This window comes from Serratia sp. BNK-12, from assembly GCF_047456085.1.
In the GTDB taxonomy this organism is placed as follows: domain Bacteria; phylum Pseudomonadota; class Gammaproteobacteria; order Enterobacterales; family Enterobacteriaceae; genus Serratia; species Serratia liquefaciens.
On the sequence record NZ_CP179896.1, the window covers coordinates 1762799 to 1776466 of the forward strand.

General features: G+C 52.4%; 11 protein-coding genes, 1 tRNA gene and 1 pseudogene. 4 read left to right on the top strand and 9 right to left on the bottom strand.

What is annotated here, in order from left to right:
• The first annotated feature begins 11 nt into the window (after positions 1–11).
• From rpe to hxlB, 3 genes and pseudogenes are all read left to right on the top strand, one after another.
• Entirely contained in the window at positions 12–656 is a 645-nt protein-coding gene (rpe, locus tag ACMGG1_RS08020) for a ribulose-phosphate 3-epimerase (protein WP_120150979.1), read from the top strand.
• A 108-nt stretch (positions 657–764) separates the two neighbouring features.
• Positions 765–1516, top strand: a pseudogene (locus tag ACMGG1_RS08025) (SDR family NAD(P)-dependent oxidoreductase).
• Positions 1517–1531: 15 nt separating this feature from the next.
• Entirely contained in the window at positions 1532–2092 is a 561-nt protein-coding gene (gene hxlB, locus ACMGG1_RS08030; protein WP_024359910.1) for a 6-phospho-3-hexuloisomerase, read from the top strand.
• Positions 2093–2143: 51 nt separating this feature from the next.
• Here hxlB and ACMGG1_RS08035 read toward each other — a convergent pair whose 3' ends face one another.
• The 7 genes from ACMGG1_RS08035 to ACMGG1_RS08065 form a co-directional block, all read right to left on the bottom strand.
• Entirely contained in the window at positions 2144–2428 is a 285-nt protein-coding gene (locus tag ACMGG1_RS08035) for a DUF3892 domain-containing protein (RefSeq protein WP_032693573.1), read from the bottom strand.
• Between the two features lie 260 nt (positions 2429–2688).
• Complete coding sequence (locus tag ACMGG1_RS08040) at positions 2689–4197, bottom strand: sugar ABC transporter ATP-binding protein (protein ID WP_020439335.1); 1509 nt, start codon at positions 4195–4197, stop codon at positions 2689–2691.
• Between the two features lie 22 nt (positions 4198–4219).
• Positions 4220–5200 (bottom strand): substrate-binding domain-containing protein, encoded by a 981-nt coding sequence (locus tag ACMGG1_RS08045; protein WP_024359909.1) that lies wholly within the window; start codon positions 5198–5200, stop codon positions 4220–4222.
• A gap of 41 nt (positions 5201–5241) precedes the next feature.
• Entirely contained in the window at positions 5242–6267 is a 1026-nt protein-coding gene (locus ACMGG1_RS08050) for an ABC transporter permease (RefSeq protein ID WP_032693575.1), read from the bottom strand.
• Entirely contained in the window at positions 6264–7712 is a 1449-nt protein-coding gene (xylB, locus tag ACMGG1_RS08055; RefSeq protein ID WP_072351807.1) for a xylulokinase, read from the bottom strand. Before xylB ends, ACMGG1_RS08050 begins: the two co-directional genes overlap by 4 nt.
• 758 nt (positions 7713–8470) lie before the next feature.
• Positions 8471–9721: a tyrosine-type recombinase/integrase gene (locus tag ACMGG1_RS08060; protein ID WP_032693577.1), complete on the bottom strand. Its 1251-nt coding sequence runs from the start codon at positions 9719–9721 to the stop codon at positions 8471–8473.
• A gap of 161 nt (positions 9722–9882) precedes the next feature.
• A tRNA-Asn gene (locus tag ACMGG1_RS08065) sits at positions 9883–9958 on the bottom strand.
• Positions 9959–10305: 347 nt separating this feature from the next.
• On the opposite strand from ACMGG1_RS08065, the gene nac reads away from it, so the two are divergent.
• Positions 10306–11229, top strand: coding sequence for a nitrogen assimilation transcriptional regulator NAC (nac, locus tag ACMGG1_RS08070; RefSeq protein WP_122079815.1), 924 nt, complete (start codon positions 10306–10308; stop codon positions 11227–11229).
• A 1-nt stretch (position 11230) separates the two neighbouring features.
• Here the strand turns inward: nac and ACMGG1_RS08075 are convergent, their stop codons facing one another.
• Positions 11231–12688: a heavy metal sensor histidine kinase gene (locus ACMGG1_RS08075; RefSeq protein ID WP_400826310.1), complete on the bottom strand. Its 1458-nt coding sequence runs from the start codon at positions 12686–12688 to the stop codon at positions 11231–11233.
• Positions 12685–13392, bottom strand: coding sequence for a heavy metal response regulator transcription factor (locus ACMGG1_RS08080; RefSeq protein ID WP_130016404.1), 708 nt, complete (start codon positions 13390–13392; stop codon positions 12685–12687). Before ACMGG1_RS08080 ends, ACMGG1_RS08075 begins: the two co-directional genes overlap by 4 nt.
• Positions 13393–13668 lie beyond the last annotated feature (276 nt).

Here is a 13668-nt window from a genome sequence, read left to right on the forward strand (position 1 = left end):
GTTTGCTTACCATGGCACAGATTTTACCATCAATTTTTGGCGCGAATATCTTAAGTCTACAAGATGAGCTCCGTTTTTTAGAAGAAGAGAACACTGAAATATTGCATGTTGATTTAATGGATGGAACCTTTGTAAATAATATTGCCTTTGGGCCGAATCAAATTTCTGCAATGAAAAAAGCCAGCAAAATGACTTTCGACGTACATATGATGCTGGCTAATCCTGAAAGACATATTGATGATGTTATCAATACTGGTGCAGAAATGATCTCAGTGCATTATGAATCAACGCCGCATGTGCATTTTATTTTACAGAAAATAAAAAAGGCCGGGCGAAAAGCCGGTGTGGTCATCAATCCGGGTACGCCTGAAAGCGTTCTGGAATATTTGTTGGACGATATTGATTACATCCTGATTATGACCATTAACCCGGGGAAACCCGGGCAGATTTTCATCGAGAAAAGCCTCGAGAAAATTAAGAAAACCAGAGAAATGATTGCTGGCCGGCACATTCAAATTGAAGTCGACGGGGGCGTTAATCTGGAAATAGCAAAAAAAGTACAGGAGGCGGGTGCTGATTTAATTGTTGTCGGTGGCGCATTATTTAATGACAACCCTAAAGCAAGCTATCAGGCATTAAAGTCTGTCATGCATTAAGTATCCAACATACATTCACGCGCTCTTAATTGAGCGCGTAATCATTATGTAGACCGCAGACGTGGGGATTTCTCTCACGTTAAGTACAAAGATTCAGGAGAACAACCGATGAGTCATTTTGAAGGTAAAGTTGCGCTAATTACCGGTGGTGCGCATGGGATTGGTAAAGGAATTGCAAAACAATTCGCCGAACGCGGTGCGCATACCGTCATTGTCGATTATAACGAGGCTAATGGCATCAAAACTGCGGAAGAACTGACCTTTGGCAATGTTAAATCGCTCTTTGTCAAAACGGACGTATCTGATCCGCAGGCACTGGCTGAAGTGCGCAGAGAAGTTATCGAGGCTTATGGCCGTATCGACATTCTGGTTTTGAACGCAGGTGTCGCTTTTGCTAATAAAGTCAAAGACATTACTTTCGAAGAGTGGAACAAAACACTCTCAATCAACCTGACGGGTTTATTCAATACGGTCAAAGCCTTCTACGATGACTTCTTAACTAACCAGGGTTCAATCGTTTACATCTCCTCCGGTTCTGCGCTGTCAGGTACCGGCGGGGGGGTGAGCTATCCAGCCAGTAAAGCGGGGGGGAAGGCCTTATTCGTGGTCTGGCAAAGGAGTTGGGTCCAAAAGGTGTTAACGTCAACGCTATCGCGCCGCGTCTTATCGACACCGGCGAAATGATGCGTGTTAATTACCCGACGCAGGCAGATTTAGACGCAGTACTGGAGAAAATTCCGGTCCGTCGTCTGGGCACAATCGATGATGTCGCAAACCTGGCCATCTTCCTTGCTGATAAGTCAAATTCTTACATCCAGGGACAGACGATCCTCATGGATGGTGGCCGTACAATTGCCTGACCGGAGGAAAAGAAAATGGGTGTTCAAGAAAATACTGTCAGTATTCTCAGGGAACTAGAACAAAACGCGCTCAATATCGACAATGATCAGGCACAGCATTTTATCGGGAAGATCCGTAATGCGAAGCATATTTTCCTGCAAGGTGCAGGGCGCAGCGGTATTGCCATCCGCGCGTTCGCTAACCGTTTATTGCATTTAGGCTTTTCGGTCAGCGTAGTCGGGGAAATTTCATCACCTCATACGAAAGCGGGTGATTTGTTAATTATTGGTTCAGGCAGTGGCGAAACAGGCAGTCTCAAGAGCCTTGCGCAGAAAGCCGTTGAGTGTGGTGTCGACGTGGCGCTGGTCACCATGAAGAAAGACTCTGCGATTGGCCAGTTGGCCAACTGCGTGCTGGTATTACCGGGAACGGTCAAAACTGAAAACGATCGCACTCCGGGCCAGTTTTCGCAGCCAATGGGTTCCTCTTTCGAGCAACTCTGCTTTATCACCTACGATGCCATCGTGCTGGAACTCATGGACCAACTGCGTGAAACCAGTGAAACCATGTTTAAACGACACGCTGATTTTGAGTAATGACAATGAGCGCTTCGCTGGAAGCGCTCATTCGCTTATAACATCGCATCATTAAAAAGTGAGCAAATTACCCAAGTTATCGCGTTTGGTATCATTAGGATCAGTCGTGAGATAAATCCCATCAATAACATGAACCATTGCCCCATAAACCCACTTGTCATTCACGTAGGTAATTGTTTGAAAGCTTGTCTTACCGGCATTTATCAACTCAGCGACAAACTGACGCGAGTTAATTGATACGTCCTTCTCCCCATTACCGGCTTTGATGATTTTAACGTACTGAATGTGTTGCCCTGCATTGTCTCTGCGTATACCCGAGATGTAAAAGTCTGCCATTTCTCTTGCCCCTTCTGCGCTATGCCGTATAGCCACTTTGCACAACTTAATATCTGCCCTGTTGCAAATATGCCAATGACAGATTGCACAATTTTTCCACTCATTTTGCGCCAGCGCTCAGAGCCTGTATGCGGGGTAACTCACTTGATGCAATTTGTTTGGGTCTTCTGCAGGAGGGCAACTATAACGTTAATCAAATGCTGAAACAAAAACGGCCAGCTTAGCTGGCCGTTGGATGCGTTCTGTTCGGAATGAGTGCCCTAAGCCTGGGCTTCAGCATGCTCCCATGCGGCTTTGCGAAGATCTGCGGGTTTAAGGTCGCGTGCAGGAATGATCACACCATCGCATTTACCCTGTCGGAACACCGTAATGGTATCTGCCACGTCCAGCAATTCCTCTTCCTCACTCGATACCACGATGACGCAGCAGCCTTTATCTGCCAACTGATGGATGATGCGATAAATATCCGCTTTTGCCCCAATGTCGACGCCTTTGGTCGGCTCATCCAGCAATACCAGATTGGCGTTTTGCGCAATGACCCTGGCGAGCAGAACTTTTTGCTGATTGCCTCCGGAAAGCGATTTAATCGGTCCGCTCAGCGTTCCCAGCGTATTCATCTTGCTCAGCAACTCAGCGGCGGCCTGCCGCGCAGCGCTGTGACTGACAAATCCGCCAGAACGGAATTTTTTCAGAACCGGCAGCATGGCGTTGGCATAGCTCGACATCTGAGGAATGAAGCCATCTTTTTTACGTTCTTCTGTCAGGTAAGCAATCCCCTTATCAATGGCTTTTGCCGGTGAAGAAGGATGGTATTCTTTGTGACCCAGCCGGATGTCACCACCGGTAACGGTTTCCAACCCAAACAGCGTCTGGCACAAGCGCGTTCGGCCTGCACCAGCCAGCCCGTATATACCCAAAATTTCCCCGCGATATGCCTCAAGGTTGATGCCTTTCAGGCGATCAGTCTGCAGGTTTGTGACCGAGAGCCAGGGTTTGCCCATCGCGCCGCGGATCAGACTACGGCTGTTAGACGGCGCCTGATAAGCATTTGCATCGCCCACAATAGCGTCAATGATGGCGCTTTTGCTCAGCGTCTTTTTGCCTTCGTTATAAATCACTCGGCCGCCGCACATTACGGTTGCTTCATCACAAACACCCAACACTTCGTCTAATTTATGAGAGACCAGTACTACGCCAATCTGCTTTTCGCGTGCGATACGTTGTACTGCCTGTAGCAGTTCTTCTGCCTGCGCACCTTCCAGCGCGGTCGTCGGTTCATCGAGGAAAAGAAAACGGGCGTCGCGATCAAGGTTAGAAACCACTTCCAGCATCTGCTTTTCAGGATGTGACAGATTTTTGACCAGCGCGGTAGCGCTGAAACTCAGATGGTAATCATTTAGTACTTTCTCGGTATGCGCGATCATACTTGCATCATCTATAAAGCCACTGCCTTTACGACATTCACGTCCGAGAAAAAGGTTTTGCCAGACGCTCATGCCGGGAATGAGACGGAGTTCCTGATACACACAAGCAATACCTTTGTTGAGTGCATCCCGTGGCGAAGCAAGGTGCACCGGCGTTTCGCCGATCATCAGCTCTCCACTATCCTGCGTGTTAACGCCCGCCAGGATTTTCAGTAGCGTTGATTTACCCGCTCCATTATGGCCAAAGAGGCCGTGGATCTCGCCAGGCTTTACGCTGAAATCCACACCGTGGAGAACCTGCACACCCGAAAAACCGATTTTGACCTGCTTCGCCACATAATTCATCATTCTTCGCCTTTCACTTAAGTCAGTATGCTGAACCCATTACCGATGCTGCGTTGTCTTTGGTGACCAGCAGCGGTGGGTTGTTGATCATGGCTGGAACCTGTTCACCGTTCAGACTCTTCCTGGCATTTTCAACCAGCAACTGAGCCAGTTTAACCGGCTCCTGAATCGCACCGGCTTTCAATATGCTGTTGTTCTGAACGGCTTTGACGCCTTCTTTATCCACAAACGCATACAGCTTCACTTTGTCACTGACCCCCAGTTGCTGGATTGCCGCCAGTGACCCGAGCGCGGAAGGTTCGGTGTCTGAGTACACGACGTTAATTTCTGGCCTGCCCTGCAGCATTTCAGTGGTGACTTTCAGGGAGGTTGTTTCTTCTACTTTGCCATTGACCAGCGCGACGAACTTAATGTTTTTGTTGGATGCCACGGCTTCCTTGAAGCCTTCATCACGTGCATTTGCGGCAATGGATGTTGGTTCTCCCACGATACCCACTGTTGCAGTGCCATTTTCACCAATGTCTTTCAACAGCTGCTGGCCAATGAGCTTGCCGCCTTCACGCTGATCGGTCTGAACACCTTGAACCAGCGTGACGTTTTGCTGCTTCATCCCCTCGGTATCCGGAAGGATGTTGATGGCAAACGCCGGAATTTTTGCCTGATTAAGCTGGTTTATGATCGACACGCACGGGCCTGAGGAGACGCAGTTCACTGCGACCGCATCCACCTTCTGTTCAATGAAGTTCTGCACCTGCGAAAGTTGCTTGGCGTCGTCATTATCAGCAATCGAAATTTTTACGTTCAAGCCCTGTGCCGCTGCATTGTCTTCAAAGCTTTTTTTCATGGCAACGTAATAAGGGTTGGTGAGGTTCGGCAGCGTAACGCCCAATGTTTTTTTGCCGGCACCCACGGTGCTTTCAGTATCCTCACGGTTACAGCCGGCGAGCATGCAGGACAGTGCGACTATCGCTGCACCTGCGGTGATTGTGGTACGGAGTTTCATGTTTATCTCCTGGATATATGTAGGTCAGGGTTTAAGAAGCGTTATTGTTGTGTTTTGCGTGACTTCCTGACTTTGAGCCAGGGGATCACGATTTTTTTCGAGGTACGTAAGGTATCGAAAGTGACGCCGAACAGGATGATCAGGCCGATGACCAGCGGCTGCCAGTAGGCACTGACGTTCAGCACGTTCATCAGATTCGATATTGAGGCAATAAGCATGGCGCCAATCATCGCGCCGATAAGGCTGCCAGTGCCGCCAAACAGACTGACGCCACCTACCACCGCACCCGCTATTGAGAAGAACAGTTCGTCACCACGGCCCGCCGTCGGATAGCCTGTCATCAGACGCGATCCATAAATCAGGCCGCCGCATGCCGCACAAAGCCCGGAAATTGCATACACCAACAGGGTGATGCGTGGAATGCTGATCCCCGATAAGCGTGCAGCATCTGCGTTACCGCCTACCGCATAGATGTGAGTCCCGGTGATGGTGCGGCGCAGGAAGATGACACCAATAACAATGGCCAGCAGCAGCGCTATGACAGGGAACGGAATACCCAGCGGTTTTGACTGACCGATGAGGCTGTAACCAATTTGCGTCACGCGTATCGATTCGGCGCCGGTGATAATTTGTGGTATGGATGCCGCAACCCCCATCATCGCAAAAGTGACAATGAATGGCGGCACGCCGGTGCGTTCGATTATCAGACCATTTACCAGCCCACTCAGCGCACCCACCGCCAAAACGATGGGTACGGCAAGCTGCCACGGAATGCCAAATTTCTCCATCAGCAAAGCTGCAACCACGCAGGTCATCGCCACGATGGAACCGCAGGAGAGGTCGATACCCCCGGTCAGCAGGACAAAGGATTGTCCCAGGCAAAGGAAGCCGATGACCGCGCCGTTCAGAAGCAACACCATCATGTTCGAAACAGTCAGGAAGTTAGGCGTGGCGATAAACCCGCCCAGCATGACCAGTAAGAAAACAACGGCGATACCCGCTTCTGCAGGGACTTTGAGCGGCTGCTTAGGCGGTTTGATTTTTGCAGGGGTAGTTATTGAACTCATTGCAGCTCTCCTGATAATGCATTGGCATAGGTAACGTAAGCGTCCAGGACATGGCGCGCATCTTGTTGTGGCTCGGCCACTTTCTCAAGCGGCACACTCCAGCGATCGGCCATTTCAATATTTGTGCATCCCAGCACGGCAGCAGCAGCCTGAATGGCTGCACCCGCGGCTGCCGTTTCACCCACCGGAGAAATCCAAACGGGCTTGCCCGTCAGGTCAGCCAGAATCTGACGATAGGCTCGTGACTTTGCGCCGCCGCCGGTGACAACAATGCGACCGTCGTCAGTGAAGCCATGTTGTTTCAGTACCAGACCGCCCGCCAGAAGGCCGCACAGTACGCCTTCCACGGTGGCGCGAGCCATATCCTGCATCGTTGTGGTGGTACGTAATCCGCGCATGTGTCCCGTGGCGTCAGGAAGGTTGGGGGTGCGCTCGCCGTCCAGCCACGGAACAAGCTGAAGACCGTTGGCGCCGGGTGGCGAACTCAGCGCGAGCTCGTCGAATTCGTCAGGGGTAACGCGCAGCATTTTGCGAAATGTATCGGTGACTTTGGCGGAGTTCAGTGTAGTAATCATGGGGATAAAGCGATCGGCCGCATCGGCATAACCGTTGATGGTGCCGGTGCTGTCGGTAATCCCTTTCCTGGTGATGCCATATAACGTACCGCTGGTCCCGATAGAGATACCGGTATCACCGGTTTTCAGGTTCATACCCAGTGCGGCAGACATGTTATCGCCGGTCCCGACACCCACGATTGCACCCGCCAGTTCCTCCAGCTCAGGCATCAACTTCACCACGCCTGCAGGTTGATGCGACGGGATGATAGTGGGCCAGCGGGAAATCCAGTCAATTTGACTGTTAACCACCGCTGCCAGCTGTGGTTCCCAGCTATTGGTGAAGGGGTTGAAGTAACCCGTACCGGATGCCCCGCCGCGCTCGCACACAAAGCTACCGCTCAGACGGTAAACCAGATAATCAAACGGCAGCATGATGCGGTGGGCTTTTTCCAGCAGCCCCGGATAATTTTGTTCTGTCCAGGCCAGTTTAGAAATGGTCATTGCTGGCCCCGGAACGGAGCCCGTCAGGCGTGCCCATTCTTCCGGAGCAATCTTCTCGCACAATTCACGCGCTTGCGGTGCAGACTCCGTGTCATTCCACAGCTTCGCAGGACGCAGCGGGCGATCGTGATTATCAAGCATGACGAGGCCGTGCCCCTGGCCACCGACAGCCAGACCTGCAATACGTGGCCACCATTGTTTTAATTCAGTGAGCGCGGAGACTAATGCATCCCACCAGGCTTGCGGATCCTGCTCGCTACACGGCGGTGTGGTCGGTGGATGCAACTTACGAGCCTGTGCGATCACCTTGCCATTTTCAAGACTACGCAGCATGACGGTACAAGACTGGGTGGAGGAATCTATACCCGCAACAAGGTCCTGTTTCATTGAACTACCTCTGAACTATCGTTAAGAAATGACAGAGCTGAAAGCGATAACTGAATGACAAGCAAACTGGGTTATGGTTTTAGATACTCAGTTTTTTGCTCATATGATCAGTTTTGTTTGCTCGTTTGTGAGATATAAACAATACCCACCGTAATAAATTCGTCAATTGTCGTGTTAAGGGAACGTTACGTAGCTCTCACTTTTAGTTTCACCTGGCAGCTCTGATGGTATGTTCGTTTGAACAGTGAAATAACCTTGATTTTTTGCGGTCTGGTAGAAATTAGCTCTGAGCTTGATCTTCTGTATGGAGTTTAAGATTGTTTATTTTGGCAAGGGCAGTTATTTGAAGGGGTTTTATTTGCAAATAATCAAGTGAGATGAACGTGCTGGGGATGTGATACAGAAAGCTCATAATAAATGGTCTCAATGTTTAAGAGACGGTTAATAAAAGCAATTTCCCGCATACATTGGCAGTATGCCATGGTTTATCCGAAATCAAACGGCACTATGATAATAACCTCAGGGGGATTGTTGAGTTAAATGAACTTTTCGCCTCAACCAGATCTTGTTTCCACATTTCTGATGTTACCGAGATATCCTGCGGCAAAAAATGCGTGGTGAGAATGCCTATCTGGCTATGAGAAATGACTGTGGACCGATCATTTCTATGGCTGTTTATGCAAATTAAAACAGGGTCCATTAGCTGAACCCTTTTTCAAAATTACCAATTAGTCACATCCTAAGGTTCATACCATCTGCTACTGGCGGCCCCTGACATAGGGTGGCACGAATTCCTCTCTGCATCTGTCCAAATAATCTGACCACCATTGCATCATCGCTTTACGGGCATCGAGATATTCTGCTTTATGGATGTAAGCCGCTCGAACGCTGTTACGCTCCTGGTGACTCATCTGCCGTTCAACCGCATCCTGCGCCCATAGGCCAGACTCCATCAGGGCACTACATGCCATTGCCCGAAATCCGTGGCCGCAGATTTCATCTTTTGTGTCATAGCCCATCAGGCGTAGCGCCTTATTGACCGTGTTTTCGCACATCGGTTTATACGGATTATGATCGCCGGGGAATATAAGTTCCTGATGTCCGGATATTTCCCGTATCTGTTTCAGAATAGCAATAGACTGACAGGAGAGTGGAACGATATGTGGAGTACGCATTTTTGCACCACGGCCAGAGTAGCGGACGCCGGGGATGGACTCGCGAGTGGCAGGAATGGTCCAGATTCTATTTTTGAAATCGATCTCAAACCAACGGGCGAAACGCAGTTCGCTGGAACGGATGAATAGGTGAAGGGTGAGTGAGACAGCCAGGCGGGTTAACTCTCGTCCTTGCTTGTAGTCCTCAATGCGAGTCAACAGTTCCGGTAGTCGCTCCAACTGAAGGGCGGGGTAATGACGTTTAACTGGCGGGGCGATGATACCCTCCAGATTTGCCGCGGGATTGTGCTCTATCAACTCCTGATGCACAGCATGACGCATTATGTTGCACATATGCTGCCGGGTACGTGCTGCGACTTCCAGCAGACCTTTTTTCTCAATGCTTTTCAGCAGGTCGATAAAGTGACGAGGTTTCAGTTCAGCTACCGGCAAGTGTCCAATCACAGGGAATATATGATTGTTCATGCTGGCAAGCAGGCGGGATGCGTGGTTCTCAGACCATGTTCGGTTGCTGTTATGCCACTCCAGTGCCACATGTTTGAAGGTTTTTTCTGGTGTGGAAGTGGTTCTTTCAGCAGAGCGCTGTTGTGCTGGATTGATATTTTGCGCGAGGAGTTTACGGATACCATCACGCTGTTGACGAGCATTAGCTAAAGACACGTCAGGGTAGGCGCCTAAGCCAAGGCGAGATTCTTTTCTATTGATACGATATTTGAGATACCAGAGACGTGAACCGCCTGGATTAACCAACAGGTACAGACCATGGGAATCGGAAATTTTGAAGGGTTTAGCGGATGGTTTTAAGTTGCGGATTTTTGTGTCGTTAAGAGACATTTGGGGGTCACTCCGTCATCGAACCAACATGACCCCAAATCTGACCACCAAATTCTCCCGATGCGGAGGAAAAACTAAAAATGCATCGGGAAGATTTTTCGCGCTAACTTATTGAATCTAAATCACATAAGGATTCGCAAAGAGGCATGAAAACAAGAATTTGGCTCCTCTGACTGGACTCGAACCAGTGACATACGGATTAACAGTCCGCCGTTCTACCGACTGAACTACAGAGGAATCGTGTGAACGGGGCGAATAATAGCGGGGTGATGCGGGCTTGTAAAGCCTGAAAACGCCTTGCCGTTTCGTTTGCTGCAAGATTATTCAACCTGCTGCTTTTTATGGCTTTTATTGATGCTCTGCTGCGCAATGGTTCAGGAGCGACCACAGGCTGCACTCCGCGTGCTTCACGCTGGTGCAAACCTTCTCCGTTCTGGGTCGCCCAACGCAGGGAGGCATTGAGCACCAGCATCATTTTTTCTTATTTTTCCTGTGATTAGTTAACGGCTTCTCTTATTTCGTCGGTCTGGCCCGGATCTTGCTGCCGTTCTGTCAACGCAGTTCAGCGGCATGACGGAGGCAATATGAATTTCAGACGTCTGAAGTATTTTGTGAAAATCGTCGATATCGGCAGCCTGACCCAGGCGGCGGAGGTGCTGCATATTGCGCAGCCGGCGCTCAGCCAGCAGTTGGCCACCCTGGAAGGGGAACTGAAACAGCAACTGCTGATCCGCACCAAGCGCGGCGTGATGCCGACCGAGGCCGGAAACATCCTGTATGCCCATGCCCAGACCATTTTGCGCCAGTGCGAACAGGCGCAGAGCGCGGTCAACAGCGCCGGCCAGGCGATGAGCGGTCAGGTGTCCATCGGGCTGGCGCCGGGTAGCCTGGCATCACAGTTGGCGCTGCCGCTGTTGCAGGCGGTACGCGATCAGCATCCGGGTATCTTACTCAGTTTGAATGAGAACATCGGCTCTACGCTCGCCGGACAGGTTGCCGGTCAAAGTCTGGATATGGCGGTGATCTACGGTGCCAAAATGCCTGCGGGCCTTCAGGCCACCGCGCTGATGCGAGAAGATCTCTATCTGGTGGCGACGCGTGCGGTGCCGAACCCGGGTAACAGCGTTGATCTGCTGGACGTTGCGCGCCTGAATCTGTTCCTGCCGCGCGAAGGTGATGTGGTACGCACCCAGGTGGATGAAGCCATGGCGGTGCGCAAGCTGGCCGCCAATGTGATTGGTGAAATCGAGTCCTCCAGCACCTTGAGCGCGGCCATCGCCAGCGGCCTGGGGGCCACCATTTTACCCGAGTCGGTGGCGCGGGCGATGATTGGCCCGGCCAAGGCCTGGATGGCTCGAATCAACGCTCCGTCGCTTAGCGTGCCGCTGTCGCTGTGCATTTCCGCACAGCACTCCCTGTCGGCGCCGGCGTTGGTCGTGAAAGAGATCCTGCTGTCGATCGCCGCCAGTCGCAGTCAGGAAAAACGCGTGTTGGCGTTGGTACAATAAATCACGACAGGCTTTCCCGCTTAACCTCGGCGATGGCGGGAGCCGCCGGCAGCGGTTTTGGCGCCGGTGGCGCCGGGTTTTCCTCTGGCCGCGACAGCGCCAGCGAGAAACCGAAGGTGTTGACGCCGTCGAGACTGTGGACGAAGGCTTCCCCCTGGTGCATCAGCGCAATGGCGCGGACGATGGACAGCCCCAGACCGTGGTGCATGTCACTGCGAACGCGCGAAGAGTCGACGCGGTAGAAGCGTTCAAACAGCCGGCTCAGGTGCTCGGGGGCGATGGTTTCGCCCTGGTTGGCAACGGCGACGACGGCAAATCCCCGCTGCTCCTGCAGCAGTACCGAAACGGCGCTGCCCGCGACGGCGTGGCGCGCACTGTTTTCAAGCAGGTTAGCCAGCGCACGATGGAACAGCCGCCGGTCAACCTGCGCCCGCACCTCTCCGGAAATCTCAATGGTCAAATCGTTTTCCATAAACGAAGGTTCGACGTATTCCGCCGTTTTCAGAGATTCTTCCCGCAGCGACACTTCGCTCAGTTGGGTAGCGTATTGTCCGGCCTGAGCGTGGGACAGGAACAGCATGTCGTTGACGATCGAGGTCATGCGTTCCAGCTCTTCCAGGTTCGACTGCAGCAGTTCTTCCAGTTCCTGTACGCTGCGTTCGCGAGCCAGCGCCAACTGGGTTTGACCAATCAGATTGGTGAGCGGGGTGCGCAACTCATGCGCCACGTCGGCGTTAAAGCTCTCCAACTGCCGCCAGGCCACTTCCTGGCGCGCCAGCACGCCATTGAAAGACTCCGCCAGGTTGCGTAGTTCGGCCGGTAAGGTGGCGCTGTCCAGCCGCTGGCCGGTAGTGCCGGGCACCAAGCGGTGCGCCTGTTCACTGAGATTGAGCACCGGTCGCATACCGAAGCGCGAGATGGCGTAGCCCAGCAGTGCCGCCAGCCCAATCCCCAGCAGCGAAATCACCACCAGCGCCTGAGTGAACTCCCTCAGCGTGCCCATATAGGGGGCAGAATCAATCGCCACCACATAGCGCACCTCTGGGCGAGCGCCCAGCGGCGGCAGCGTCGCGATCAGCATATACAGCGGGCAATCGCCGTCAGGATTAGCGGCAGTGGCGAAACCGTCCGCCAGTTTTGACCAGTGGGTTCCCGGCGGGGGAACACCGCCGAAGCGGTAACGCGGATCCTCGCTGATCACCCAGTATTTCACCTGGCTGCCTTCGCTGTTGGACAGGGTATTGAGCTTTTGTTGCACCATTGGCCAGTCGCGAGTGGTCCCTTTGGCTTCGATAAAGGGGGAGACCAGCGAATGGCGAAAGTGCAGCTCGTTGTGCATCTGGTTTTGCAACGAGGTCAGCAGCGAACTGCGCAGAAACAGCGCCAGCACCAGCATGATCAGCGCCATGGTCAGCGCGAACATCAATGCCATCCGGCTGGAAATGGAAATTTTCATCAGGCGATTATCCGTGGCGTATCGCGATGCAGCGGACGATTTTCCAGCACGTAGCCCATGCCTCGCACCGTGTGCAGCAGCTTTTGCGGATAGGGGGAGTCGATTTTGGCGCGCAGGCGCTTAATCGCCACTTCAACCACGTTGGCGTCGCTGTCGAAGTTCATGTCCCAAACCTGTTCGGCGATCATCATTTTGGACAGTATCTCCCCCTGATGGCGAGCCAACAGGCTGAGCAGGGCAAATTCTTTGGCGGTCAGATCGATACGCTCCCCGCCGCGGGTCACTCGCCGCGCCAGCAGATCCACGTGCAGATCGTCGATTTGCAGTTGGGTGACGTCAATGCCGTCGCTGGTGCGGCGGCGCAATAACGCCTGGATGCGGGCGACCAGTTCAATCAGCGAGAACGGCTTGGGCAGATAATCATCCGCGCCGTGGCGCAGGCCCTTGACGCGTTCGTCTACCGAACCGCGGGCAGACAGCATCAACACCGGCGTCTGTTTGCTGGCGCGCAGGCCCTCCAATACCGCATAGCCGTCTTTGCCCGGCAGCATCACATCCAGGATCACCGCGTCATAGTCCTGCTGCACCGCCAGGTGCAAGCCCTCAATGCCATCGCCGGCGACGTCTACGGTGTAGCCCAGTTCGCTCAGTGCGCGGTTAACGTAGGACGAGGTTTTTTCTTCGTCCTCAACCAACAGTAATCGCATGGCCACTCCCGTCATTATCACCTGATGATTAATTAATCATGAAACCCGCCACCTTGCCACAAGACATCATGTTCAGTGATGAGTTTATGACAGCCATGCGGTCGTGAAGCTGACGGCTGGCTGACATTTTTGTCAGCTAACGCCGCCGCCGGATAAAAAACGCGTTAACTGACACGAATGTTATCTGCGGGTCACGTTGAGGTCAGTTTGCCGCTCGTACAGTAACCTTTGGCCGCTTTATGGCGCGCCGCGCAACCCTTGACCCAGCATCTAAAA